We start from the raw sequence: 26172 nt of genomic DNA, 5'->3' as shown, positions 1-26172 counted from the left end.
TCAGGCGTTGAAACCGGCGTCCACCGTGACCACCGAACCGGTCATGAAGTCCGCCGCCGGGCTGGCGAGAAAAGCCACAGCTGCAGCGATATCCGACGGTTTGCCGTAGCGGTTGAGTGAGGTCAGCCGACGGTTCGGTTCCGACCAGTCGCCATTGGCCGGGTTTTGATCCGTGTCGATAGGCCCCGGCTGCACCAGGTTGACGGTGATCGCTTGCGGCCCCAATTCACGGGCGAGGCCGCGGGTGAAGGCGAGCAGCGCCGATTTCGACATCGAATAGATCGTCAGGTTGGGGTAGGGCACTCGCTCGGCGAGGCACGAACCGACGGTGATGATCCGCCCGCCCTTTTTCAGGTGCGCAATGGCCGCTTGCGCGGCGAGGGCGGCGGCGCGGGTGTTGATGTTCAGCACCGCGTCGATGTCCACCAGGCTCATGTCCGCCAAGGGTCCGGAGCGGGCAATCCCCACGTTGTTGACCAACACGTCGAGGCCACCCAGTTTGTCCACGGCTTGCTCAACCGAGCGACGCACGGCGGCCGGGTCGGCGCTGTCGGCCTTGATCGCCAGTGCGCGCCGTCCTTTGGCCTCGATGGCCCGCACCACGGCGGCGGCCTTGTCGGGGGAATTGAGGAAGGTGATCACCACGTCTGCGCCCTTGTCCGCCATGGCCAGGGCGATCCCGGCGCCGATGCCGCGCGACGCGCCCGTCACCAGCACGCGCTTGCCGGCCAGTTCATTCGATTGGCCCTGTTTGGCCTCTTGAGCCTCGGGCTGGGCGGCGTGGGCGGTCGACGCAATCGACGCCGCGGCCACGGCGGCCATGCCAGTGGCGGCGCCGTAAATGACGTTGCGCCGGGTCATTCCAGAAGGGTGTTCACTGCTCATGGCGTTCTCCTTGATGGTCGTATCGCACTGCGGGTGATAGCGATACTAAGCGTCGCGGATTCGCCGGATTGTGCAGATCCCATCAAAGAGTGGCTGGTTTCTCTCAACCCGTGGGTGCAGCGCCAGCGGTCAAGACTATTCAGCCGCCGTTTGTGTCGGCAGCAGCAAGCCGGACGCCAATGCGATGAAACTCTCGGCGACTTTCTCCGAGGCGGTGTGAGGATCCTCGGCATGGGCGATCCACAATGAAGCGCCAAGCAGGGCGCCCATGATCAGCCGCGCGGTGGCTTCAGTGTCGACCGCGCGGATCGTGCCCTCATCGATCAGCTTTTGAATACTGCGCTGGGTGCTGCGGATGCACGCATTCTGGCTCGGCCATTGCGACGGATCACCGAGCACTGCCGGGCCGTCGAGGAACACGATGCGCTGGATCTCCGGTTCCAGCGACATTTTGATGTAGGCAATGGATTCGTCGATGAAGCCGTCCCAGGTCGTGCTCGCTTCATCGATGATCACCGCCAGGCGCGCGGTCATTTCCTCATCGATCTGCGCGATGACGGCCTGCAGCAACCCCTTTTTGTCGCCGAAGTGATGGTACAGCGCGCCACGGGTCAGGCCGGCGTTGGCGGTTAAATCATCCATTGAACTGTCGGCATAACCCTTCGCAGCGAACGCGTCTCGCGCGGCTTTAATCAGTTTGCCGCGGGTTTCCACAATCATGTCCGCACGCTTCTGCGCCATCGGTCCTCTTCCTTTCTGAAAATTTAACATTCTTGACGTATGTGAGTTGACATACGACATGTATGCCTTATTGTGTCCGACATACGAGGCGTATGCAATGACTCCAGGGCATCGTCGTTCAGCACAGGATACCGAGCAATGCGTGAACAGCGCGACTTCGATAGTTCACTCCTAGGCGCCGGCCACGGCAAAACCCTTGGGCTGATCGTCAACCCTGTGGCCGGTATGGGCGGGCGCGTCGGGCTCAAGGGCACCGACGGCCCCGAAGTCCTGGAAGAAGCCCGGCGTCGTGGCGCGCTGCCGGTGTCCAGCGAACGCGCGTTGCTCGCCCTGCAAGGCCTGGCGGCATCGGGTACGCCGTTTCGGTTACTCACGGGCTCCGGCGATCTCGGTGAAGACGTGGCGCGGGCCGCCGGCCTGGAGCCAATCGTCGTGTACACCGCAACGCCGGGCGGGAGCCGGCCGGATGACACGCGTAATGCGGCGCTGGTCATGGCTTATGCCAAGGTTGATCTGCTGCTGTTCGCTGGCGGCGACGGCACCGCGCGGGACGTGCTGGCGATGGTCAGTGACCGGGTGCCGATCCTCGGCATCCCCAGTGGCGTGAAGATGTATTCCGCAGTCTTCGGCACCAACCCACAGAACGCCGGGCGCCTGGCGGCACGGGTGATGGGCGCTGAAACCTCGGTACGTTTTCGCGAGGCCGAGGTGATGGACATCGACGAAGCCGCGATGCGCACCGATCAGATGTCGGCGCAGTTGTATGGCTACGCCCGCAGCCCGCATCAGCGGCACTTGGTGCAGAACGCCAAGTCCGGCTCCGGGGCTAACGAAAACCTCGCGCTCGACGCCGTCGCCCGGCAAGTCGTGCGGCAGATGAAACCCGGCTGCCTTTACCTGCTCGGGCCCGGCACCACCACGCGGCGGGTCATGGACGAACTCGGCCTGCCGTCGACGTTGCTGGGCGTCGACGCGGTCATGGACGGGGCGCTGCTGGGCGCCGATCTCAACGAACAAGCCTTGCTGCAACTGATGGAGGGACGCGAGACCCACATCATCGTCGGCGTGCTCGGCGGCCATGGCAGCCTGTTCGGCCGCGGCAACCAGCAGATCAGCGCCGAGATCATCCGCCGCGTCGGGCGCGAGCAGATCATCGTGATCACTTCCATGGACAAACTGATTTCCCTCGACGCCGGTTGCCTGCGCGTCGACACCGGCGATGCCGAGGTCGACGCCCTGCTCAGCGGCCATTTACGCGTGCACACCGGGCCCGACCGGTCGGTTTTCTTCAGGGTTCGAGCCTGACTATTTGTTTCATCCGAAAAATTGAGGATACCCCCATGAGTCAACATGTCGCCCACCCCTATATGGCGAACTCCGTGCCGGCGCTCCAGCAGCAAATGCTGGATTCGATCGGCGTCGACAGCATCGAAGAATTGTTCCAGCAGATCCCCGAGGCGCATCGCCTGCAACGGCCGATCGACTTGCCGCCAGCGCTAAACGAAAGCGAGCTGCGTCGGCACCTGGTCAGCACCCTGGCGAAAAACAAAACCTGCGAGCAGAACCTCAACTTCCTCGGCGCCGGTTGCTGGCAGCATCACGTGCCCGCCGCGTGCGACGAGGTGGTACGCCGCAACGAATGGCTGACCTCGGTGTTCGGCGAGCCGAGTTCCGACCATGGTCGTAACCAGGCCTGGTTCGAGTTCTGCAGCCAGCTCGGCGAATTGCTGAACATGGACCTGGTCGGGCTGCCGGTACGCAGTTGGGGTTGTGCCGCCGGCCACGCGATCCGCATGGCCACGCGCATCACCGGGCGTAACGAGGTGGCGGTGGTGCGTGCCATCGACCCGGAGCGGCTGTCGATTATCCGCAATTACTGCGAACCGGTGGACATGCCGAGCCACATCGTTGTACGCCTGGTCGACTATGACCCGGCCACCGGTTTGCTCGACCTCGACCACCTGCGCGCCTCGATCGGTGCGCAGACGGCAGCGGTGTATTTCGAAACGCCGTCGTACTTCGGCGTGATCGAACAGCAGGGCGCCGAGATTGCCGCAATTGCCCACGCGGCGGGGGCTGAAGTGATTGTCGGCGTCGACCCGATTTCCCTCGGCGTGCTGGCGGCACCGATCGATTTCGGCGCCGACATCGTGGTCGGCACCACCCAGCCTTTGGGCGTGCACATGAATTGCGGCGGCGGCGTCAGCGGCTTTATCGCCACCCGCGACGAAGAACTCTACGCGCATCAATACCCGACGCTGTTCATCAGCATCGCCGAAACCACCAAGCCCGGCGAATACGGTTTTGGTTTGAGTCTGTTCGAGCAGTCGTCCTACGGTTTGCGCGACAAGGGCAACGACTGGACTGGCCACTCGGTGTACATGTGGGCCATCGCCAATGCGGTGTACATGGCCATGATGGGCCCCAAAGGCTTCGAAGACGTTGGCACGGTGATCCTGCAGCGGGCCCACTACGCGGCGAAATTGCTGGGCGACATTCCCGGTGTGCGGGTGACGTTTGCCAAGGGCTTCTTCAAGGAGTTCGTGGTCAATTTCGACGGCACCGGGCTCAGCGTCAAAGACATCAACAAGCGCCTGCTCGCCCTCGGCATCTTCGGCGGCAAGGACCTGAGCGCGGACTTCCCGGAACTGGGCGCCAGCGCCCTGTATTGCGTCACCGAGATCCACACCCAGGCCGATCTCGAGCGGCTGACCGCCGCACTGAAAAAGGTAATCGCACAATGAGCACCACACTCAAGGAATACCATGCGCCTGTCTGGAGCGAACCGGTCATTTTGGAGATGGGCTATCCGGGCCGTCGCGGGGTGATTTTCTCCGAAGTTGAAGCCGATATAAGGGCGCAGGTCGGCGGCGTTGAGGACCTGATTCCGGCGAGCATGCGCCGCTCGCGCCCGGCGGCACTGCCGGAAATGTCCGAGCCGGAAGTGCTCTATCACTACCTGCGCCTGTCGCAGCAGACCCTGGGCATGATGAACATCAGCCTGTTCGGCACCTGCACCATGAAGTACAACGCGCAGATCAATGAAGCCATGGCCTGGCGGCCGGAAATCACCCACGTCCATCCGTATCAGGACGAAGACACTCTGCAAGGCTCGCTCGAAGTGGTGCACGGCATGGACACGATTCTGCGCGAGTTGTCGGGCATGGATCAGTTCATCTTCCAGGCCGGCGGCGGGGCCGACGCGGCGTATACCAGTTGTGCGGTGACCCGTGCCTATCACCAGTCCCGTGGCGAATTGGCGCAGCGCGACGAAATCATCACCACCATCCAGACCCACCCGAGCAGTGCCGCCACCGCTGCGGCCGCTGGTTTCAAGGTCATCACCCTGATGATCGAGGACAACGGCTATCCGTCGCTCGAATCGCTGAAGGCGGCGGTGTCCAATCGCACCGCTGCGCTGATGGTCAACAACCCGGATGACATGGGCGTGTACAACCCCGAAATCCGCGAGTGGGTGCGGGTGGTGCACGAGGCCGGTGGTCTATGCTTCTACGACCACGCCAACTTCAACGGCGCGATGACCAAGATTCGTGCGCGCGAGCTGGGCTTCGATGCCTGCATGTTCATGCTGCACAAAACCTTCGGCGCGCCGAAGAGTGGGGTGGGTGGCCCGGCGGTGGGGGCTTATGGGTGCTCGGCGGAGCTGGCACCTTTCCTGCCGGCGCCGGTGGTGGCGTTCGACGGTGAGCGCTACAGCCTGGATTACGATCGTCCGCACAGCGCCGGCAAGATTCGTGAGTTCTGGGGCAACGTGCCGGTGATTCTCAAGGCCTATGCCTGGTCGCGGGCAATGGGCGCGGCGGGGATGGCACAGGCGTCGGATATCTCGGTGCTGGCCAACAACTACATGGAAAAAGGCCTGCTGGCGATCCGTGGCGTGACCCGCTCGCACCCGGAAGCCACCAGCCCACGGATGGAGATGACCCGCTACAGTCTGGAGCAGCTCAAGGAGGACACCGGGGTCGATGTGCACGATGTGCAGAACCGCATGAGCGATTTCGGCATCGACCCGATGTGGAGCAGCCACCACCCGTGGCTGGTGCCCGAACCGTTCACGCCGGAAGCAGGGGAAATGTATGGCAAGGAGGCGCTGGACACCTGGATTGCGGTGCTCGCGCACATCTGCGACGAGGCTTACTCGAACCCGGAGATCGTCAAGACGTCACCGCACAACCAGGCCATTCACCGCTTGAAGAGCGCACCACTGGAAGACCCGCGACACTGGGCCATGACCTGGCGCGCTTATCAGCGCAAGAAACACAACGCGTAACCCTGAACAGAGCTAACAATCAGCCATCGGCGGGCTCCGGCACCGGTATCGGTGCCGGTGATCGCCCAACAGGACTCCTTCATGTCGATTTTTGAAACGGGCCTCGCGCCCTCGGCGGTCAACCACATCGCGCTGTCGCCGCTGAGCTTCATCGAACGCACGGCCGCGGTCTACGGCGATTACCCGGCGGTGATCCACGGCGCCATCCGCCGCAACTGGCGCGACACCTACGCACGCTGCCGCCAACTCGCGGGCGCACTCAGCGGCCAGGGCATCGGCAAGGGCGACACGGTGGCGGTGATGCTGCCGAACACCCCGGCGATGCTCGAAGTGCACTTCGGCGTGCCGATGATCGGCGCGGTGCTCAACACCCTCAACGTGCGCCTGGATGCGCCCGCGATTGCCTTCATGCTGGAACACGGCGAGGCCAAGGTGTTGATCACCGACCGCGAGTTTCACGCCGTCGTCAGCGAGGCCTTGAGCCTGCTGGCCAATCCGCCGCTGGTGGTCGATGTCGACGATCCGGAATATGGCGAAGGCCAGGCGATCAGCGCGCTGGACTATGAAGCCTTCCTCGGCGAAGGCGACCCGCAATTCCCCTGGCAGTGGCCGGAAGACGAATGGCAGGCCATTTCGCTCAACTACACCTCCGGCACCACCGGTAACCCCAAAGGCGTGATCTATCACCATCGCGGCGCCTACCTGAATGCCATCGGCAACCAGATGACCTGGGCCATGGGCAACCACCCGGTGTACCTCTGGACGTTGCCGATGTTCCATTGCAATGGCTGGTGCTACCCGTGGACTGTCACCGCGCTGGCCGGCACCCACGTGTTTCTACGTCGGGTCGACCCGCAGAAAATCTTCAGTCTGATCCGCGAACACCGGGTCAGTCACCTGTGCGGCGCGCCGATCGTGCTCAATGCCTTGGTCAACTGCCCGGACTCGCAAAAAGTCGCCATCGAACACCCGGTCAACGCCATGGTCGCGGGCGCGGCACCGCCGGCCAAGGTGATCGGCGCAGTCGAGGCGATGGGCATCAAAATCACCCACGTCTACGGTCTGACCGAGGTCTACGGGCCAGTGACGGTGTGTGCCTGGCATGCGCAATGGGACGAACAACCGTTGCTCGAACGGACGAAGATCAAGGCGCGCCAGGGCGTGCGTTATCCGACCCTGGAAGGGCTGATGGTGGCCGATCCGCAAACCCTGGAGCCGGTGCCGTCGGACGGGCTGACCGTTGGCGAAATCTTCATGCGCGGCAACACGGTGATGAAGGGCTACCTGAAAAACCCTGAAGCGACCCGCGAAGCCTTCGCCGGCGGATGGTTCCACACCGGCGACCTGGCGGTGCGGCACCCGGACGGTTATGTGGAGATCAAGGATCGCCTCAAAGACATCATCATTTCCGGCGGCGAGAACATTTCCACCATCGAAGTCGAGGACGTGCTCTACCGGCATCCCTCGGTGCTCGAAGCGGCGGTGGTCGCCCGGCCACACGACAAGTGGGGGGAAACCCCGTGCGCCTACGTCACCCTGAAAACCGACTGCCAGGACACCGTGGAAGCCGACATCATCGGGTTCTGCCGTGAGCATCTGGCGAGTTTCAAATTGCCGAAAACCGTGGTCTTCACCGAGTTGCCGAAAACCTCCACCGGCAAGATCCAGAAGTATGTATTGCGCGAGTGGGCCAAGACGCTCTGACGGAGCGCCCGCACCGATTCTTGGTCGAGCGGGACGGATAATCCGATGAAGCCGGTGTCGTTTCAGCTCGTGGTTTCGGCTGAATCCGACCCTGGCTCTGACGTAGGGGCTGACTCAGGAGCTTTGACGGACGACTCTGCGGGACCTGGCCAGGTCGACATGACCTGGTCCACCACCAGCTCCAGCACCTCACGGCTGAAGCCAGCCTTGGCTTGCACCGCCATGCCGTGCAGCACCGCCAGCAGGTAAGTGGCGAGCACCGCACAGTTGGCGGTCGGCGGCAGGTCGCCCTCGGCCTTCGACCGTTCCAGACGCTCGCGCAACGCCGTTTCCCCTTCGGCGCGCGCTTCGATCAGGGCGAGGCGGATCGGTTCGGAATCGTCCGTGCCAGCCAAGGCACCCTGGATGCCCATGCAGCCACGGCGATCCAGATACCGCGTATTCAGCTCGACCGAACGGCGCAGCAGGTGCTCGACCACTTCACGGGAAGTGGGCAGCTCCAGTGCCACTGGAATGAAATCCATGTAGTGCTCGTAATAGCGTGCCAACGCCAGGCGGAACAGCGCTTCTTTGTTGCCGAACGCCGAATACAGTGCCGGCCGTTCCACACCGATAGCCTGCGTCAGGTCGGTATAGGACGCGCCCTCGTAGCCTTTGCGCCAGAACACGCACAGTGCCGCGTCCAGCGCTTTTTCCACGTCGAACTCACGTTGCCTGCCCATCGAATTGCCTCGGAATTATTTCGTAACGCTCGATATTAAACCATTTGACTCGTTCTGCTGAATTGCATAACGTCCGTTACCGTAACGTGCGTTACGCAAACAGCCAAATTGATCGGTTCTGAAATTTTCCAACCATAAAAACAGAGGTTTTTCCGATGCAGCAGACATTGAAAGGCAAAGTCGCACTGGTCACTGGCGGTTCTCGTGGCCTGGGCGTGGCCATCGCCGAAGCGCTGGCCGAGCAGGGCGCTGACGTGGCAATCAGCTACGTGGCCTCGGCGGAAAAAGCCGCCGCCGTGGTCGAGTCGCTCAAGGCCAAGGGCGTGCGCGCACTCGCCATCCAGAGCGACCAGGGTGATCTGGCCGCGGCCAAGCCGCTGGTCGATGAAGTGCTCGCGCAGTTTGGCCGGCTCGACATCCTGGTCAACAACGCCGCCATCGCGGTGCAGGGCCAACTGGTCGACGATCCGGCGCCCGACACGGTCAATCTCGATCGCCAATGGCACGTCAACGTGCTTGGCGCGGTGGCGACCACTCGTGCGGCCGCGCAGGTGCTGACCGATGGCGGCCGAATCATCTTCATCGGCTCGCTGCTAGGCGGGCATGTGCCGTTCTCCGGGGTGGCGGACTACTCCGGTACCAAAGCGGCGGTGGTCGGTTATGCTAAAGGCGCGGCCCGTGACCTCGGCAAGCGCGACATCACGGTCAACGTGATCCAGCCCGGCATCATGCCCACTGACATGAAAAAAAGCGCGATGGGCGACGATGTTCCCGACGCAGTCATGGACCTGCACCCGATCCGCCGCATCGCCACCCTTGAGGAAGTCGCCGCTGCCGTGTGTTTCCTTGCCGGGCCGAACGGTGGCTACATCACCGGTGGCGTCCTCGACATGGCCGGTGGCCTGAGCATCTGATCGCGCCTGGCGCGGTTCACTCGGGCTTGCGCCAGGTACCACGCCTGCACGTACACTGAGCGCAATGCATGGGATGCATTGATTGCTGTCCTTCATGGCGGGCAGCAATCAATCATTCTCCGCAGACACTACCTCTTCAGCCAGGCAGACCTTCGCGTGAACCAACTCCTCGCCATGCGTGCCTTTGTCCGGGTCATCGAAACCGGCTCCTTCAGCCGCGCTTCCGACCAATTGTCGCTGCCGCGTTCCACCGTCAGCAAACTGATCACCGACCTCGAAAAACACCTGGGCATCAAGCTGATCCAGCGCACAACCCGCGTGCTGACACCCACGGCGGAAGGGTTGGACTATCACCGCCAGGCGCTGCGCCTGGTGGCCGAGCTGGACGCGATGGACAACGCGGTGCGCGGCCACAAGCACAAGACCCACGGCCATCTGCGGGTGGATGCGCCGGTGTCGTTCGCCACCCATTTGTTGATTCCGGCGTTGGCGGATTTTCACGCGCAATATCCCGGCATCACCGTTGCGTTGGGCATCAGTGACCGCGCGGTGAATATCATCGGGGACGGGGTGGATTGCGTGATCCGCGCCGGCAAGTTCGAAGACATGGCGATGGTCAGTCGCCCGCTGGTGGCGCTGGAATTCGTGACCTGTGCTGCGCCCAGCTATCTACAGCGCATGGGCACACCCAGTTCGCCGGAGGACTTGGAGCAACATCACCTGCGTACCGGCTACTTCTTCGCCGGGTCGGGCAAGTCGGAGCCGTTGATTTTTGAACGAGGCGAGCATCGCTACGAGGTGGGGGACTGTGCGTTTTCCACCAACGAAGGCAATGGTCTCAAGGAACTGCTGCTGGCCGGGTTCGGCGTCGGCCAGCATTTCAAGTCGATCGTTCAAGCGGATATCGAGGCGGGCCGCTTGGTGCCGCTGTTACAGGACTGGTCGCGACCGGCCCTGCCATTTCACCTGCTGTACCCGCCGAACCGACATCAGAACGCCCGGCTGAAAGTGTTTATCGACTGGGTGATCGCGACCTTCGCCGTCAGGCAATGATCGCCGTGACGCGGATCTCGACCTTCATGGTCGGCAGCCCCAGTGCTTCGACGCCGACCTGGGTCCAGATCGGGGTGTGGTTGGGCATGTAGCGGCGGTAGGCCTTGACCATCGCCTCGTTCACTTCCGGTGGGAAACCGCCGACGTGATACGAGTTGACGTGGATCACATGCTCCCAACCGGCGCCGGCCGTGGCCAGGGTGCGCTCAAGGTTGACGAAGGCCTGGGCGATCTCATCGGCGATGTTCTCGGGGATGTTGAACTGATCGTCCCAGCCACCCTGGCCAGACGTTTCCACGCGGTCGCCGACCTTCACCGCCTGCGCGTAATGCAGGTTTTCCCGCAGGAAATCGCCATACCCCGGCGTGACAAAAAATTCAGGCTTGCTCATGCTGCGTTCCTCGTTGAATGCGTGAATGGGCAAATGCTAGTGGAGGGTCGGGGCAAACAGAACCCCTGGTTTTTGACATGACTATCCACCGCTGTGGACAGTCGCCCAACAGCCCCGGTCACCCCGATTTGAATTGCGCGGCAATCACCGACACAATCGCGGCCCGATCCGGCGAACGAGGCCGGACTGTCAAGGAAACGCCGTTGAACGAACACAGCTTGTCCCTGCGCCTGGAGCGTGTCGCCGCGCATATACCGGCCGCTGCGCGCCTGGCAGATATCGGCTCGGACCACGGCTATCTGCCGGTGGCGCTGATGCGTCGTGGCGCCATCGAAGCGGCGGTGGCGGGGGAGGTGGCGCTGACGCCGTTCCATTCCGCCGAACGCACGGTGCGTGAGAACGGCTTCGAACAACGCATCCGCGTGCGCCTGGCCAGCGGCCTGGCGGCCATCGACGCGCAGGACGGCATCACCGCGATCAGCATTTGCGGCATGGGCGGCGAGACTATTCGCGACATTCTGGAACACGGCAAGGCTCGTCTCAGCGGTGCGGAACGCTTGATCCTGCAACCCAACGGCGGCGAGCAGCCCCTGCGCCAGTGGCTGATGGACAACGGCTACCGCATCCTCAGCGAAGAGCTGCTGCGGGAAAACCGTTTCTACTACGAAATCATCGTCGCCGAGCGCGCCGAAGCGGTGCGCTACAGCCCCGAAGAGCTGTACTTCGGGCCTTTGCAGATGCAGGCGCGCAGCCCGGAGTTCCTCGATAAATGGCGACGCATGCTGCGCCAGAAGCACAAAACCCTCAACAGCTTCGCCCAGGCACGACAAGCCGTGCCCGAGGCGAAGGTTGAGGAGATCACCCAGCAAGCGCAGTGGATTACCGCGCTGCTGGCGTAAGCGTTGATCGCCACACAGTGCCGATCAGGCTTGCGGAGCGCCGCGTTCGACCATGGCTTTCCATTGCTGAACGCTCGGCCGTTGTTGCACGCGGGCATGCCAGGCGCGCAGCGCTTCACATTCTTCAGGCACCGGCAGTTTGACCAGCGAGGCGAAAATCATCCCGCCCAGTACGGCGATGTCGGCCATCGAGAAACGGTCACCGGCCACGTAGGGCTGCTGCTTGAGCACGTTGTCAAAGTAGTGCATGCCACGGATCGCCTTGTCGCGCATCCGGCCGCCCCACTCAGGGTTTTGATACAGCTCCACTTCCGGGCCCAGCCCCGGCGTGGCGTGGTGGAAGTACACGCTCACCGCATCGAGAAACTCGATTTCCGCGCGCTTGGTCATCATGTGGATCACGCCTTTTTCCAGTGCTGTTTCGCCGGTCAGCACCGGGTTGCCGTCCAGGGCGTCGAGGTATTGGGTGATGGCGGTGCATTCGGCGATCAAAGTGCCGTCGGAGAGTTCGAGCACCGGCAAGGTGCCGGAGTAGTTGATCGCCAGAAACTCGGGTTTTTTGTGCTCCCCGGTCCAGAGGTTCACCGAGACAAACTCAGTGCGCGCCAGCAGGTCTTTTTCGGCCAGTGCGATGCGAACCCGCGCCGGGTAGGGGCCATCGAACCAGTCGTGGATTTTCAGTGGTGCAACTTTTTGAGCATCGTTTTGCAAGGTTGAAGAGATCATTTCGAGTTACCTGCCTGTCAAGTGGTAGGTAAACTTTGGGCGCAAAATCTGCGCGCGTCAACCCCTACCTTCCATTTGGCAGGTAAGCCGAAGTGCGCGTAGAATGCCCCCCACGTCACCCACCAGATCGAGGAAGCAACGTGAGCGAGAATGCCCGAGAGGCGATTTTGCACGCCGCGAAAACAGCGGCGCAGATGCATGGCTACAGCGGCATCAATTTCCGCAGCATCGGCGAAGCGGTGGGGATCAAGAACGCCAGTATCTATTACCATTTCGCCAGCAAGGCCGACCTCGGTGCCGCCGTCGCGCAACGTTACTGGCAGGACACCGCCGGCGTGCTAGCGGCGATGCGCGAAGCGCACCCTGATCCGGTCGATTGTTTGCAGCGCTACCCGTCGATCTTTCGCACGTCCCTGGAAAACGACAATCGCTTGTGCCTGTCGAGTTTCATGGCGGCGGAGTACGAGGACTTGCCCGATGAGGTGAAGAATGAGGTCAAGGCATTCGCGGACATCAACGTCACCTGGCTGAGCGAAGTCTTGACCCAGGCCGGCCTCGCGCCAGATCAGAGCGAACGCCGGGCCCGGGCGATCTATACCGCCGTGGCCGGCGCACAATTGATCGCCCGCACCCGGCTCGACATCGGCTTGTTTGACGAGCTGATGCTGAGCTATCGCGAGTCGGGGTTGATCCCGACTTCAGTGGCGTCGTCCGAACAGCCGTAGAACATCATCAGGCTATTCAGTCGGTGCCGGGCGTCTTCGCCAAACGGGCAAACCCGGCGGCTGTCGAGGTCCACGTGCAGCGCCGTTTGCAGCATGGTGGCGCTGAGGTAGTTGAGCTGGTCATGGTAGAGCTCAACCTGGGTCACCAGGCGTTTGTCGTCGAACCGGATCGGCTTGAGTTCCACCCTCAACGGGTCGCCGGCACGGACTTCCTTCAGGTATTTGACGTTGGCCTCAACGGTAAACAACCCGCAATTGCGCTCGCGGGTATAGCCCTCGCCAAGCCCGAAGCCTTCGAGAATCCGATGGCCCAGCTCATCCAGCAACTGGACGTAGTAGGCCATGTTCATGTGGCCGTAGAGGTCAATCCACTCGTTTTTGACGATGGCCTTCTCGCAGGGTGTGCTGCTCGCTGATGGGGTGCTCATAACCTGGCGCCTTATGGGGTAAAAAAGTCCTATTGCGGTGCAACCTCGTGACTCACGACCTTGACTGGTGCATTGATGACACCTTTCTCCAGTTCGCCGGGGAATACCGAATGCAGCCATTGCCGCAGCCGCACGATGGCCTGGTCATTCCACTTGCGCGTAGGTGCGATGAAGTAATAACCGCCCAGGCGAATGGTCATCGGCAACACGTCGACCAGTTCACCGGCGGCGATTTTTTCGTCGGCCAACAGCTCGCTGACCAGCGCCACACCCTGGCCCATGCACGCCGCTTCGAGCGTCAGGTGACCATGCCACAGTCGCGGACCGCGCAACCTGGGAATATCTGTAACACCAGCGATGCTGAACCACTGTGACCAGCGCTGGGTATTGCGCTCGTGAATCAGCGGCAGGCTCAGCAGGTCCTCGGCGCAGGTGACTTCGGCAAAACGGTTGCAGAAGGCCGGGCTGGCCACGGCGCGAATCAAGGGCCGGGCGAACAGTTCGGCGCACAGGTCATCGCCCAGGTTCAACTCTTCCAGATAGACGATTTCCGCGTCCGCTTCATTGCGGCTGAAGTCGGGCCGAGTACTGGTCGGTTCCAGCGTCAACTCACGGCCATTCAGTGCTTCTTCCAGTTCGCCGAGACGCCCGAGCAAACGCCGGGAGGCCAGGCCCGCCATGCAGCAGACGTGCAGCGCATCCTCGCCCTGGCGCAAGTCGCTGCTGGCGTCGGCGATGATGTCCAGGGCCCGGCGCAACTGCGCCGCATAGCGCTGGCCTTCGCGGGTCATCTCCAGGCCGCGCCCGGATTTTTTCACCAGTTTGGTGCCGACCGCCGCCTCCAGATTCTGGATATGCCGCGAGATCACCGTGTGCGACACCGACAGTTCCTCGGCGCACTGACGCACGCTGCCGCAACGGCTAAAGCCCTCGAAAGCACGTACCGCAAGCAGCGGTGGAAGTCGTCGGTTCATGCTGATTTCCGATTCGCAAGAGCCGTATTGCTCGCAAGTCCTGTGCCAGTCAATCGGTGCTTTCAATGCACCAATTCAGCGTTTTCTAACTGCTTGTTGCTGTGGCGCACTTTGGCGGAATTTGTGGGGCATGGTTTGCGAGCTTTTCAGGAGAGAGCCTTGAACGTTTCCGGACGCGCCGCGATTGTCGGCGCTTATGAATCACCCCGAAGGGATGCGCCGAACGTCCATCCGTTCACGATCCAGGTCGAATGTATCCAGGCCGCGCTGGAGCAGGCCGGGCTGACCCTCGCCGATGTCGACGGCCTGTGCGTGGCGTCTGGCGACTGGGCCGAGGGCGGCGGCGTCAACAGCGTGACCGAGATGGCCGAGTACCTGGGCATCGAACCGCGCTGGTTCGACAGCACCGACGTTGGCGGCTGTTCCTACCTGGTCCACGCCGCCCACGCAGCGGTGGCGATTGCCGCCGGGCTGGCCGACGTGGTGGTGATCAGTTACGCCGCGTCGCCGCGCTGGTGGCCATTGAAGACACCGTCGTTCGACCCCTTCGTGTTGTCCGCCGGCCCTGGTCAGTTTGAGTTGCCGTTCGCGCCGACACTGATCTCTACCTATGCGATGTACGCCCAGCGGCACATGCACCTCTACGGCACCACCGCCGAGCAACTGGCGCAAGTGGCGGTGACTTTCCGCCAGCACGCCGCAGCCAATCCGCAGGCCTTCCTCGGCAGCAAACCGATCACCGTCGAGGACGTGTTGAGTTCGACGATGATCGCCTCGCCGCTGCACCGTCTCGACTGCTGCGTCGTGACCGATGGCGGTGGGGCAATCGTGATGACCAGCCGCGAGCGCGCTGCTGATTGTCGGCAAAAACCGGTGTACCTCAGCGGTTTCGGCATGGCCACCCAGCGCACACAGCTCAGCCAGATCTCCCGCGAGCTGATCACTCCGGCTGCCCGCACCGGGCCACGAGCCTTTGCAATGGCTGGCGTGACGCCCAAGGACATCGACGTAGCGCAGCTCTACGATGCGTTCACCATCACGCCGATGCTGGCGCTGGAAGACCTTGGCTTCTGCCCTCGGGGCGAGAGCGGCCGCTTTGTCGAGGACGGTCACTTGAGCCTAGGCGGGTCGCTGCCGTGCAACACCGATGGCGGCGGCATGGCCTCCAACCATCCCGGCAAACGCGGTTTGCTGGCGTTGATCGAAGGGGTTCGGCAGCTGCGAGGGGAAGGCCCGGGCGTGCAAATTCAGGATGCCGAGGTCGCTTTGGTGCACGGCTTGGGCGGCACCTTTTGCGCCGCCGCCACCGTCATTCTGATTGTTTGAGGAGCGCGCGATATGTCCCTGATGAGTCCCGAGGTGATCGATAACCTCTCCGCACCCTGGTGGGCCGCCCTGCGCGAAGGCCGCTTGCTGGTGCAACGCAATCCGGTGACCGGCGTGTGGCAGTGGTACCCGCGCGAGCATTGCCTCGACGATCTGTCCACTGAGCCGCAATGGGTGCAAGCCAGCGGCCACGGCACGGTGTTCACCTATTCGGTGATCCATCGTGGCCACACGCGCCTCGATGCGCCGTATGTCTGTGCCCTGATCGAGCTCGACGAAGGACCGCTGATGCTTTCGCAATTGCACGGTATCGCCCTCGACCAGATCACGATTGGCATGCCCGTGAGCGTGGCGTTCATCGATCTTGATTCCACCACCTCGTTGCCGGTTTTCGGCCCAAGGAGCGCTGCATGAGTGCCACCCTGTATTTTGACGACCTGGCCGTCAGGCAATCGATGGTCTCGTCACGTACCACGCTGACGGAGACACATATTGTCCTGTTTGCCGGGTTGACCGGTGATTTCAACCCGCTGCATATGGATGAAGAAACAGCGCGCGAGGGTGTGTTCGGGCGGCGGATCGCCCACGGCATGTTGGCTCACTCCATGAGCACCGGGTTGCGGTCGAGTATTGATGACTGGGCGATCATCGCCTTTCTCGAGACCCAGCGCCGCTTCGTTGCGCCGGTGTTTGCCGGGGACACGCTGCATTACGTGGCCGAAGTCGAAGACCTGCGCAAGAGCAATTCCAACCCAACCCGCGGCATTGTCCGGGTCAGCCTGCGCCTGCTCAACCAGAGCGGTGAAGTGGTGCAGCAAGGTGAGGATGTGTTTGCGGTGGCTTGCCGCACGGGGAGCGAATCATGAGCAAAGGCTTGCACGGACACATTGCGCTGGTCACCGGTGGGGCGGGCGGCATTGGCTCGGCCATCTGCCAACGGCTGGCCGAAGAGGGCGCCGCGGTGATCATCGCTGATCTCGGGCCCGGTGCTGCCACCCTGGCCGGTGCCTTGGTCGAACAGGGCTACGCGGCGCTGGCGGTCAACCTCGATGTTTCGAGCCGCGCCAGTTGGACGGCAGCCATGGCCGATCTGCCGGCCGCGTTCCAGGACGTGGACATTTTGGTGAATGTGGCAGGCATTGTGCGTGATCGAACCTTGATGAAGATGACCGATGAGGACTGGAACGCGGTCATCGACGTTAACCTGCGGGGCTCGTGGATGGGCTGCCAGTTCGGTCTGGCCGCCATGGTCGGACGCGGTTGGGGCCGGATCATCAACATTGCCTCGACGGCTATTCTGGGCACTTACGGCCAGGCAAATTATTCATCGGCCAAGGCTGGCGTGGTGGGCCTGACCCACACCGTGGCCCTTGAAGCTGCGCGCCACGGGGTCTTGGTCAATGCCGTCGCACCGGGGATCGTCGAGACGCCGATCCTGGCGACGGTGCCGGAAGCCATCCGAGCGGGATGGATTGCCAAGATGCCGTTGGGCCGACCGGCACAGCCGGCGGAGATTGCCTCGGTGGTGGCGTTTCTCGCCTCCGACGATGCCAGCTACATGAGCGGGCAAGTGCTGATCGTCGATGGCGGGGCGACCACGGGCGACTACTGACCATCGCATCACCGCATAACGAAACACCGCTGTACTCACACTTAACCAGCAGCAACAGGCGAAGGGGCATCGATATGGTCGAATTTACACGGCGCAGATTTTTGCAAGCCAGCGGCATCGCGGGCGCAGGTTTAGCAGCAGGATTGATTCGTCCTTCGTTCGCTGCTGACGAATCGTTGTACGCGGCGGCGCAGAAAGAGGGCGCACTCAACCTGTACTGGGGCTCCTACGAGCAGCGCACCATCGAGGCCATCCGTGATGCGTTTACCCAGCGCTACCCGGGGATCAAGGTCAACCTGCTGCGCCAGGCGTCGCAAACCATCTACACCCGCTTGCGCCTGGAGCTGCAGAACAACGCACCGAACTGCGACTCGCTGGGCAGCACCAACATTCTTCATTACCTGGAACTGAAAAAGATCGGTGCGCTGCTGCCGTACAAACCGGCGGGCACCGAGTTTTTGCCGAAGGAATTCCAGGGCCTGGACAAGGATGACACTTACCAAGTGGGCGCTATCAGCCTGACCAGCCTCAACTACCAGTCGGACAAGGTCACGACACCCCCCGCTTCATGGGAAGCGGCGCTGGACGGGCAGTGGGCCGGCAAGCTGACGGTGGGCAGTCCGTCGTTCTCCGGTGATGTGGCCTCCTGGGTGGTGGCGATCCGTAAGAAATACGGCGATCACTACCTGAAGGAACTGGCCAAGCTGAAACCGAAAGTCGGCCAGTCCAACGTCGACACCGTGACCGACATCCTCTCCGGCGAACGCCTGGTCGGGCTCGGTGCGCCGTTCAGCTACTCGCTGACGCAGCGCGCGGCCGGCAACCCGATCAACGTGGTCACGCCTACCGACGGCACGATCCTCAACCTTGGGCTGAGCGCCATTCCGTTGAAAGCGCCACACCCGAACGCGGCCAAGCTGTTCTCCGACTTTCTGTACGACCCGGAAGTCTCGCGCATCCTCGCGGCCAATTTCTGGCCGACCTTGCGCACCGACGTGCCTTGGGCCGAGGGCCGCAACCTGTCGCAGATCGAGTGGTACCGCAACCCACCGGACGACCTGGCGGCGGAAGTCGCCGAAGGGATTGCCAAGTGGAAAGACATCATCGGTTGAACCAAACACCCGCCGGGCCGTTAACGGCCCGGTGACGGTAGATTCAGGAGTGACCCCTGCATGGGCGTTTTTGCGATAGACACATCCTCGGCGGCCGTCGGCCCCGAGCTGCGACGACACCGACCTTGGGTACGCTGGACAGTGGTGACCCTGGTCCTGGCGGCATTGTTTCTGCTGGTGGCGCAACCGGTGGGCTGGATTCTGTTCAACAGCCTGCACGATGACGCCACGCAACAGTGGACGCTGAGCAATTACCAGCGCCTGGTGACGGCCAAAGGCATGATCCAGCCGATCATCAACTCGATCATCCTGGCGTTCTCCACCGCGGCGATTTCCACCTTGCTCGGGGTGCCGCTGGCGTGGCTGGTGGCGCGCTCCAACATGCCGTGCCGCGGGCTGATCCGCATGCTCACCCTCGGTGCCTTCGTCACGCCGTCATTTATCGGCGCACTGGGCTGGATCCTGCTCGCCGCGCCGAATGCCGGGTGGCTGAATACCCTGTACCGCAGCCTGTCGGGCGCGGAATCACCGCTGTTGAACATCTACTCCATGGGCGGCGCGATTTTCGTCTGCGCCATCTACACCGTGCCGTACACCTTCACCCTGGTCGCCAGTGCGCTGGATGAAATGGCCGTGGAGCTGGAAGACGCCGCGACCACCCTCGGTGCCGGCGTGGTGCGCACCATGTTCAGCGTGACCATCCCGATGGTGATGCCGTCGGTGATCGTCGGGTTCATCCTGTCGTTCATCCAGGGTATGACCCTGTTCGGCGTTCCGGCATTCCTGCTGACGCCGTCCGGCACGTCGGTGGTTACCACCAAACTGGCGGAGTTCTATCAATTGTTTCCGCCCGAGTTGTACATGGCCGCCGCCTACTGCATGCCGCTGCTGTTGCTCACCGGCGGGCTGTTCTGGGTACGCCGCAAAATCCTCGGTCGCCGACGCTTCGTGATGATCGGTGGCAAGAGCCGCGCGGGTCGCAGTATCGATCTCAAGGGCTGGCGCTGGCCGGGGCTGTTGTTCGCGATGATCGTGCCGGTGACGGCGGTGTTGCTGCCGTACTTCGCGCTGATTGTGGTGTCGCTGTCCAAAGCCTGGGGCCTGGGCCCGTCGCTGGACAACCTGACCTTCCACTGGTATCGCTGGGCGATTTTCGAAAACGCCGAAACCCAGGCTGCGATCTTCAATTCCCTGGCCTACGCCGCGATCGGCGCCAGCCTGTGCGTGCTGCTCGGCACTTTGATCGCCTACATCGTCGAGCGGCGTCTGGTGGCCGGCACCACGATCATCGCGGCGCTGACCAACCTGCCGATTATCATTCCCGGGATCGTATTGTCGGTGGGCTTCTTCGCCGCTTACACCCAACCGCCGCTGAGCCTGTACGGCACGTCGGCGATCATCATCGCTGCGTTTGTCGCGACCTTCCTGCCCATCGCTTATTCCCACGGCGGGGCCATGCTCAAGGGCATCAGCCCGGACCTGGAACGGGTGGCGCGGATTCTCGGCGCCAGTGAGTCGAAAACCTTCACCAGCATCACCGCGCCGCTGATGCGCTCCGGGCTGATCTCTGGCTGGCTGCTGGTGTTCATCCCGATCATGCGTGAGCTGTCGGTGGCGGTGTTCCTGATTACCCCGAGCACCAACGTCATGACCACCCTGATTTACAACTACAAGGACGGCGGCAACTACGAAGCCGTGGCCGCCGCCAGTGTCTTGCTGCTGGTGGTGACCATGGTGGTGGTGGCCCTCGCTCAAATGCTCAGCGTGAAGCTGGCGAAACATAAACGTGCCAGTGTTGAAATCGGAGTACCAACATGAGCCAGATCCAGATCCGTGGTTTGCAAAAAAGCTTCGGCCAGTTCCAGGCATTGAAGGGCATCGACCTGACCGTCGAGGACGGCACCTTGCTGGCGCTGCTCGGGCCGTCCGGTTGCGGCAAGTCGACCACCCTGCAGTTGCTGGCCGGTTTCGAGACACCGACCGCCGGCGAAATCCGGGTCAATGATCGAGTGATTTCCAGCGCGCAAGGCGTGGTGCCGCCGGAGCGCCGGGACATTTCGCTGGTGTTCCAGAATTACGCGGTGTGGCCGCACAAAACCGTGGCCGAGAACGTCGCGTTCGGCTTGCAGATCCGCAAGGTGCCACGTGCGGAGCTGGACGAAAAATTGCTGAAGACCCTGAAGACCGTGCACCTCGACCATTTGGCCGATCGTTACCCCTCAGAACTGTCCGGCGGGCAACAACAGCGGGTGGCACTGGCCCGCGCGCTGATTGTCGAGCCGAGCATTCTGTTGCTCGACGAGCCGCTGTCGAACCTGGATGCGCACCTGCGCGAAGAGATGCGCTTCGAAATCCGCCGGGTCCACGACTTGCTGGGCCTGACCACGGTCTACGTCACCCACGATCAGGGTGAAGCGCTGGTGACTGCCAATCAGGTCGCGGTGATGAACGGCGGCAGCGTGCAACAACTGGGCTCGCCCCGGGAGATTTTCGAACTGCCGGCCAACGCCTTCGTTGCCGCGTTCATCGGTAGCAACAACGTGATCAACGGCGTGCTGAGCGGGCCCGGCACCTTGCGGTTTGGCGAGCAGACTTTAGTGGCAGTCGACCGCAGCGGCGCGAGCCCTGGTGCGGACATCACCCTGTGCATTCGGCCGTCCAAGGTGCGCATCGTCGGCGCGGACCAACACGTCAGCAATGTGTTGCCGGGCACGGTGCTGCGCACCGCGTACCTGGGGGAATACTGCGACGTGCTGGTGGACATCGGCGCCGGCCTCTCGGTACGCGCCTTTACGCCGCCGACGGTCGACTACCGGGTCGGCCAGGTCGTGCTGCTGCATTTGCCGGAACAGGATTGCCACTTGCTGCCGTCCGGCGATCGTGTGAACAGCTGAACCGCCATCCCTACGCTCCATCATTTGCAGGACAGGATGCACTTATGAAAATCGAAGAAAGCGCCGAGATCGTTCGGCGCAGACGCGGCAACGTTGAATGGATCATCTTCAATCGGCCGCAGGCGTTGAACGCCATGTCACCGGGCATGGAGGCGACCCTGACCGAGATCTTCCAGGCGCTGGCCGACGACTCCTCCGTCAAGGCGCTGGTGCTGACCGGCGCCACCGGTTCGCGCCCGGCTTTCATGGCCGGCGCCGATTTCGGTGCACTGGAAGACGCGAAGACCACTGAAGAATTTCTTGAGCTTGAGGGCCATAGTGAAAGCCTGATCCAGGCCCTTGAGGCGCTGACATTCCCCACCGTGGCGGCCATCGCCGGGCCGTGCGTGGGCGGCGGCGCGCTGATCGCGGCGGCCTGCGATGTACGCCTCATCAGCCGCTCGGCGCGGTTTGGGTTCCCCATCGCCCGTACCGTTGGCAATTGCCTCAGCGCTTTGAATTACCAGCGTCTGGTGGATTTGTTCGGCACTGCCGTGACCAAGGAGATGGTGTTCAGCGCACGCTTGCTCGATGCCACGGCCCTCATGGCCAGCGGGGCGTTCCGGGAGCTGGTGGAGGAAGACGCGCTGGAAGCGGCCGCCGAACGAGTCGCCGGGCATTTGGTACAGCTTGCGCCGCTGACGCTATGGGCGACCAAAACCACCTTGCGCCGACTGCGCGACGCCCAAGTAGCGAAGGTCGAGGATGAAGATGTGCTGTTGCGCTGTTATCACTCGGCGGACTTCCGAGAGGGCGTCGCGGCGTTTCAACAAAAACGTCCGCCCGTTTGGCAAGGACTCTAAGCGCCATTTGCCGATGTAACTAAACAGCCGTTCTTTTAATTCAGTTTTATTTATTCGCTGGCAACTCAGTTGCCTGGCAGGGTGAAGTCATGTCGATTAAATCTGATCTGCCCAATAAAGGCCCGTTAAGTGGTATTCGCGTCATCGATGCCACGCATATGCTGGCCGGGCCTTATTCCACGTGGTTGCTGGCCATGCTCGGCGCCGATGTCATCAAGGTTGAACGGCCGCAGGGTGGCGATTACACCCGGGGTGTCGCACCGTTCAAGGACGAAGAAAGTATTTACTTCAACAGTGTTAACCGGAACAAACGCAGTGTCGCGCTGAACTTGAAAGAGGAGGAGGGCAAAGCAGTCCTGCGCCAGTTACTGTCGACCGCCGATGTGTTCGTCGAAAACAACCGCGCCGGGGCCATGGAACGCTTGGGTTTCGGTTATGAAGCCGTGAGTGAGTTGAATCCTCGGCTGGTGTACGCGGCGATTTCCGGGTTCGGCCAGGACGGTCCGTACAAACATCTGCCATCGTTTGATGTGGTCGCGCAAGCCATGTCGGGGATGATGAGCATCACTGGCGAAGAGTTCGGCCCGCCGGCGCGGGTGGGGATTTCCCTGGGGGATATCGGCTCGGGGTTGTTCACGACCGTCGGTGTGCTGGCGGCGCTGGTGGGCCGCGGGCAGGACGGCAAGGGCTCGTTTATCGACATCTCGATGCTCGATTGCCAATTGGCGATGATGGAAAACGCCATCGCGCGGTTTCTGCAAGTGGGTGACCTGCCGCGCCGCCTGGGCAGTCGGCATGCCCTGATCGCGCCGTTCCAGGCCTTTGCCACTGCCGATGAACCGATTGCGATCTGTGTCGACACCGAAGAACAATGGCAGCGGATGTGCATCGCCATGCAGCGTCCGGAATGGATTGACGATCCGCTGCTGGTGGATGGCCCGGCCCGGGCGCTGAACCACGGGCACCTGGAACCCCTGATGATGGCCCGGTTGCACGCCGAAGGACGCGAATACTGGATGACCACGCTGCAGGCCGCCGACGTGCCGTGCAGTCCGATCAACACCGTCGCCGAAGCCATCGCCGACCCGCAGGTGCAGCATCGCGGCATGATCGTCGAAGTGCCGCCGCAGTCCGGCAATCGTTACGTCAAACACCCGCTGCACATGCCGTTCACCGAGATGGTGGAAGAGCAGCCATCGCCGGGGTTGGGCGAGCACAGCGTCAGCGTGTTGCAGGAATTGGGCTACAGCGATGAGCAAATCGGCGCATTCAAAGTGCGCGGGGTGATTTGATCGCTAAGCGTCAACCGACCGGCGCAACTGCACCGGGCTCACCCCCAGCCGTTGCCTGAACGCGGTGGCCATGTGCGCCTGGGAATTGAAACCGCAGGCGAGGGCGATCTCGGCCAGGCTGGCGCTGGAGTCGCGCAGTCGGGCGCGGGCCGTGGTCAGACGTCGGTCGATCAGGTAACTGTGCGGGCTCTTGCCGGTGGCCTGTTTGAAGGCGCGGATGAAAAAGCCTTCGGACAACCCCAGCAGTCCCGCCAACGCCTGCACACTCAGCGGCCCGGCCAGTTCGGCGTCGATGAACTCATCGAGCAAGCGCAGGCGTGCGGCAGTGATCGAGCCTTTGAGGGGGCCGGACAAGCCTGTGTGGCCGATCACCCGTTCCGTCAACGCGTGCGCCCAGGCTTCCCAATCGGCATCCACCGAGGCCGACAACAGCGCGCGGCGGATCTGCAAGGCCAGGCGAATGGCCGGCGGATCAATCCGGTTATTGAAGGCGCGCTCGCCCGGTACCGCCAGCCCTTGGGCGTGCACCACTCGCAGGTATTCGCCGCCAGCCGCAGATTCGGACAACACGTCGCAACCCACCGGGACAAACGCCAGGCTGTTGGGCGTGGCCAGGAACGGCTGCACCCGGTCGCTGCCGATGGCGTGCAGGCCGCTTTGGCTGTCGAAGGCGAAGCCGATCGCCGCTTGGCTGGCGACATAGCGGGTGGCGTAGGCAGCGCCGGGCAGCAATTCAATGGTCCAGGGCCCGGCCTCGACACGGCGGACCGGTTCGGTGGCGGGTAAGGGCGGCGGGCGATGTCGAAGGCTCATGGGCACCATAGTAGTCAGGCCGCGGGACAAAAGTCAGGTCAGTTTTTTGAAAGCCAAGCGCCGGAGCGTCTGCCTAGACTCAGCCAACGCTCAAGGAGATTGGATATGTACCGACTGACCCGCGACGACATCGAACAGGCCGCACGCCAGGTGTATCAAGTGATGCCCGCCACCGCCCAGTACGCCTGGCCGCTGCTGGCCGAGCGCTTGGGCTGCACGGTGTGGGTCAAGCACGAAAACCACACCCCGACCGGCGCGTTCAAGGTGCGCGGCGGCATCACCTTCATGCACTGGCTTAAGCGCGAACATCCAGAGGTGAAAGGCATCGTCACCGCGACCCGTGGTAATCACGGCCAGAGCCTGGCGCTGGCGGCCAACGCGCTCGGGTTGCAGGCGTTGATCGTCGTCCCGCAAGGCAACTCGGTGGAAAAGAACAACGCCATGCGCGGCTTCGGCGGCGAAGTGGTCGAGTACGGCCGCGATTTCGACGAGGCCCGCGAGGAAGCCGCACGGCTGGCGCAAGCCCGTGATCTGTTCCTGGTACCGCCATTCCACACCGAACTGGTCAAAGGCGTGGCCACCTACGCGCTGGAACTGTTCAGCGCCGCGCCGGACCTGCACACCGTCTACGTGCCGATCGGTTGCGGCTCAGGCATCTGCGCCGTGATCGCCGTCCGCGACGCGTTGGGCCTGGACACTGAAGTGGTGGGCGTGGTCTCCACCGAAGCCGCCGCCGCCAAGTTGTCGTTTGACAGCGGCGCGCTCTGCGGGACCCCTTCGGCCACCACCTTCGCTGACGGCCTCGCCGTGCGCAAACCCATCCCCGAAGCCTTCGCCATCTACAGCGCCGGCGCTGCAAGGATCATCGCCGTCAGCGACACGGACATCGCCGAAGCCATGCGCGCGTATTACACCGACACCCATAACCTTGCCGAAGGCGCCGGCGCCGCTGCCCTGGCGGCGTTGATGCAAGAGCGCGAAGCGATGGCCGGGCGCAAGGTGGGGGTTATTTTGTCAGGGGGGAATGTGGATCGAGGCGTGTATGCGCAGGTCATCGCCGATTAGCGGTGCCGCTGGGTCAATCCAACGGAATTTTTCCGCCAGGTGCCGCTCGGTAATTCATGCGTCCTCCACTTTTCGCTTAGTGCCTCGGGAGCTTCTCATGACCACCTCATTCAAAGTCGGCGACGCCGTGCGCTGGAATTCTGAAGCCGGGGAGATTCACGGCAAGGTCACCAAAGTGCACGTGAAGGATGTGCAGTTTCTGGGCAAGCATCGAGTGGCGTCGAAGGATGATCCGCAGTATGAAGTGAAGAGTGACAAGACCGGGCATTTGGCGATGCACCATGGTGCGGCGTTGCATCGGCTTTGAGCGGAATTCCGGTGGGAGCGAGCCTGCTCCGGGCGGCGTTCCGACGAAGGCGCCGAGCCTGTTGACGAGTTAATTGCGGATGTCCCCAAACCCTGTGGGAGCTGGCTTGCCAGCGATGACTATGTTTTAGGCGCTAGATTTTTTGCAGGTGTACATATCCATTTCTTTTGTGAAGGCTGATATAGGTTCCGCTCTTACAGCGGGTCACTTTGAAAAGCCCAAAGTAACCAAAGGCTTTCATCCCCTCCATTCGGTGCCTCGCCTAGGCTCGGCATACCTTCACTCCGGCCTTGCTCCGTGGGCCCGCCGCCATCCGCCATCCATGGCGGGGGGCGGCTAACCCGGCATCCATGCCGGGTTGCCCACTGCGCAAGACCTGCGTTCAGCCTCTGGTTAACGGGGCAGAGCAGATCAAAAGCCAGATCAAAAGCACAGCGCCCGAGGCGGCCTTATAGC

The 26172-nt window shown here is 62.6% G+C and carries 27 protein-coding genes; 19 read left to right on the top strand and 8 right to left on the bottom strand.

What is annotated here, in order from left to right; genetic code table 11:
* Positions 1–885 (bottom strand): SDR family NAD(P)-dependent oxidoreductase, encoded by an 885-nt coding sequence (locus RG836_RS20115; RefSeq protein WP_310848803.1) that lies wholly within the window; start codon positions 883–885, stop codon positions 1–3.
* A 135-nt stretch (positions 886–1020) separates the two neighbouring features.
* On the bottom strand, positions 1021–1626 hold the full coding sequence (locus RG836_RS20110) for a TetR/AcrR family transcriptional regulator (RefSeq protein ID WP_310848801.1): 606 nt from the start codon (positions 1624–1626) through the stop codon (positions 1021–1023).
* Between the two features lie 138 nt (positions 1627–1764).
* Between RG836_RS20110 and RG836_RS20105 the strand changes: the two genes are divergently transcribed.
* From RG836_RS20105 to RG836_RS20090, 4 genes are all read left to right on the top strand, one after another.
* Positions 1765–2931, top strand: a complete 1167-nt coding sequence (locus RG836_RS20105) for an ATP-NAD kinase family protein (RefSeq protein ID WP_310848799.1) — start codon at positions 1765–1767, stop codon at positions 2929–2931.
* Positions 2932–2966: 35 nt separating this feature from the next.
* The gene (gcvPA, locus tag RG836_RS20100; protein ID WP_310848797.1) at positions 2967–4370 is read left to right on the top strand and encodes an aminomethyl-transferring glycine dehydrogenase subunit GcvPA; all 1404 of its coding nucleotides are present in this window, start codon (positions 2967–2969) and stop codon (positions 4368–4370) included.
* The gene (gene gcvPB, locus RG836_RS20095; RefSeq protein ID WP_310848794.1) at positions 4367–5917 is read left to right on the top strand and encodes an aminomethyl-transferring glycine dehydrogenase subunit GcvPB; all 1551 of its coding nucleotides are present in this window, start codon (positions 4367–4369) and stop codon (positions 5915–5917) included. The genes gcvPA and gcvPB overlap by 4 nt, the downstream gene beginning before the upstream one ends.
* 81 nt (positions 5918–5998) lie before the next feature.
* A complete protein-coding gene (locus RG836_RS20090; RefSeq protein WP_310848793.1) occupies positions 5999–7621 on the top strand; it encodes an acyl-CoA synthetase in 1623 nt (540 codons plus the stop codon).
* 62 nt (positions 7622–7683) lie between these two features.
* Here RG836_RS20090 and RG836_RS20085 read toward each other — a convergent pair whose 3' ends face one another.
* On the bottom strand, positions 7684–8343 hold the full coding sequence (locus RG836_RS20085; protein WP_310848791.1) for a TetR/AcrR family transcriptional regulator: 660 nt from the start codon (positions 8341–8343) through the stop codon (positions 7684–7686).
* Between the two features lie 155 nt (positions 8344–8498).
* Here RG836_RS20085 and RG836_RS20080 point away from each other — a divergent pair, with 155 nt between their 5' ends.
* Together RG836_RS20080 and RG836_RS20075 are read left to right on the top strand one after the other, a co-directional pair.
* Positions 8499–9257, top strand: a complete 759-nt coding sequence (locus RG836_RS20080) for an SDR family NAD(P)-dependent oxidoreductase (RefSeq protein WP_310848789.1) — start codon at positions 8499–8501, stop codon at positions 9255–9257.
* A 156-nt stretch (positions 9258–9413) separates the two neighbouring features.
* Entirely contained in the window at positions 9414–10310 is an 897-nt protein-coding gene (locus RG836_RS20075; RefSeq protein WP_310848788.1) for a LysR family transcriptional regulator, read from the top strand.
* On the opposite strand, the gene RG836_RS20070 is transcribed toward RG836_RS20075, so the two are convergent.
* Positions 10300–10701, bottom strand: a complete 402-nt coding sequence (locus RG836_RS20070; RefSeq protein WP_310848786.1) for a RidA family protein — start codon at positions 10699–10701, stop codon at positions 10300–10302. The genes RG836_RS20075 and RG836_RS20070 overlap by 11 nt on opposite strands.
* A gap of 203 nt (positions 10702–10904) precedes the next feature.
* Between RG836_RS20070 and RG836_RS20065 the strand changes: the two genes are divergently transcribed.
* Positions 10905–11600 (top strand): tRNA (adenine(22)-N(1))-methyltransferase, encoded by a 696-nt coding sequence (locus tag RG836_RS20065; RefSeq protein WP_310848784.1) that lies wholly within the window; start codon positions 10905–10907, stop codon positions 11598–11600.
* A gap of 24 nt (positions 11601–11624) precedes the next feature.
* Here the strand turns inward: RG836_RS20065 and RG836_RS20060 are convergent, their stop codons facing one another.
* Positions 11625–12281, bottom strand: a complete 657-nt coding sequence (locus tag RG836_RS20060) for a glutathione S-transferase (RefSeq protein ID WP_310848883.1) — start codon at positions 12279–12281, stop codon at positions 11625–11627.
* A 185-nt stretch (positions 12282–12466) separates the two neighbouring features.
* Between RG836_RS20060 and RG836_RS20055 the strand changes: the two genes are divergently transcribed.
* Complete coding sequence (locus RG836_RS20055) at positions 12467–13051, top strand: TetR/AcrR family transcriptional regulator (RefSeq protein ID WP_310848782.1); 585 nt, start codon at positions 12467–12469, stop codon at positions 13049–13051.
* Here the strand turns inward: RG836_RS20055 and RG836_RS20050 are convergent.
* Positions 12997–13479: a thioesterase family protein gene (locus RG836_RS20050; RefSeq protein WP_310848780.1), complete on the bottom strand. Its 483-nt coding sequence runs from the start codon at positions 13477–13479 to the stop codon at positions 12997–12999. The genes RG836_RS20055 and RG836_RS20050 overlap by 55 nt on opposite strands.
* Positions 13480–13508: 29 nt before the next feature.
* Positions 13509–14453 carry a LysR family transcriptional regulator gene (locus tag RG836_RS20045; protein WP_310848779.1) on the bottom strand — a complete coding sequence of 315 codons (945 nt, stop codon included), beginning with the start codon at positions 14451–14453 and terminating at the stop codon, positions 13509–13511.
* Positions 14454–14612: 159 nt separating this feature from the next.
* On the opposite strand from RG836_RS20045, the gene RG836_RS20040 reads away from it, so the two are divergent.
* From RG836_RS20040 to RG836_RS20000, 9 genes are all read left to right on the top strand, one after another.
* On the top strand, positions 14613–15779 hold the full coding sequence (locus tag RG836_RS20040; RefSeq protein ID WP_310848777.1) for a thiolase C-terminal domain-containing protein: 1167 nt from the start codon (positions 14613–14615) through the stop codon (positions 15777–15779).
* Between the two features lie 12 nt (positions 15780–15791).
* Complete coding sequence (locus RG836_RS20035) at positions 15792–16193, top strand: Zn-ribbon domain-containing OB-fold protein (protein WP_310848775.1); 402 nt, start codon at positions 15792–15794, stop codon at positions 16191–16193.
* Positions 16190–16645, top strand: a complete 456-nt coding sequence (locus tag RG836_RS20030) for a MaoC family dehydratase (protein ID WP_310848773.1) — start codon at positions 16190–16192, stop codon at positions 16643–16645. Before RG836_RS20035 ends, RG836_RS20030 begins: the two co-directional genes overlap by 4 nt.
* Entirely contained in the window at positions 16642–17391 is a 750-nt protein-coding gene (locus RG836_RS20025) for an SDR family oxidoreductase (RefSeq protein ID WP_310848772.1), read from the top strand. Before RG836_RS20030 ends, RG836_RS20025 begins: the two co-directional genes overlap by 4 nt.
* A gap of 74 nt (positions 17392–17465) precedes the next feature.
* Positions 17466–18503, top strand: a complete 1038-nt coding sequence (locus RG836_RS20020; protein ID WP_310848770.1) for an ABC transporter substrate-binding protein — start codon at positions 17466–17468, stop codon at positions 18501–18503.
* Between the two features lie 144 nt (positions 18504–18647).
* On the top strand, positions 18648–20321 hold the full coding sequence (locus RG836_RS20015; RefSeq protein WP_310848769.1) for an ABC transporter permease: 1674 nt from the start codon (positions 18648–18650) through the stop codon (positions 20319–20321).
* A complete protein-coding gene (locus tag RG836_RS20010; protein ID WP_310848768.1) occupies positions 20318–21397 on the top strand; it encodes an ABC transporter ATP-binding protein in 1080 nt (359 codons plus the stop codon). The genes RG836_RS20015 and RG836_RS20010 overlap by 4 nt, the downstream gene beginning before the upstream one ends.
* A 44-nt stretch (positions 21398–21441) precedes the next feature.
* Positions 21442–22239, top strand: a complete 798-nt coding sequence (locus RG836_RS20005; RefSeq protein WP_310848766.1) for an enoyl-CoA hydratase — start codon at positions 21442–21444, stop codon at positions 22237–22239.
* An 89-nt stretch (positions 22240–22328) separates the two neighbouring features.
* Positions 22329–23531 carry a CaiB/BaiF CoA transferase family protein gene (locus RG836_RS20000; protein WP_310848764.1) on the top strand — a complete coding sequence of 401 codons (1203 nt, stop codon included), beginning with the start codon at positions 22329–22331 and terminating at the stop codon, positions 23529–23531.
* A gap of 3 nt (positions 23532–23534) precedes the next feature.
* Here the strand turns inward: RG836_RS20000 and RG836_RS19995 are convergent, their stop codons facing one another.
* Positions 23535–24344: a helix-turn-helix transcriptional regulator gene (locus RG836_RS19995; RefSeq protein WP_409078098.1), complete on the bottom strand. Its 810-nt coding sequence runs from the start codon at positions 24342–24344 to the stop codon at positions 23535–23537.
* 105 nt (positions 24345–24449) lie between these two features.
* Between RG836_RS19995 and RG836_RS19990 the strand changes: the two genes are divergently transcribed.
* Both RG836_RS19990 and RG836_RS19985 read left to right on the top strand, forming a co-directional pair.
* A complete protein-coding gene (locus tag RG836_RS19990; RefSeq protein ID WP_310848760.1) occupies positions 24450–25409 on the top strand; it encodes a threonine dehydratase in 960 nt (319 codons plus the stop codon).
* A 97-nt stretch (positions 25410–25506) separates the two neighbouring features.
* Positions 25507–25716, top strand: a complete 210-nt coding sequence (locus tag RG836_RS19985) for a hypervirulence associated TUDOR domain-containing protein (protein WP_310848759.1) — start codon at positions 25507–25509, stop codon at positions 25714–25716.
* Positions 25717–26172 lie beyond the last annotated feature (456 nt).

This window comes from Pseudomonas rhizozeae (genome assembly GCF_031583775.1).
Lineage (GTDB): Bacteria > Pseudomonadota > Gammaproteobacteria > Pseudomonadales > Pseudomonadaceae > Aquipseudomonas.
This window is presented reverse-complemented; position numbering and strand designations above follow the sequence as displayed.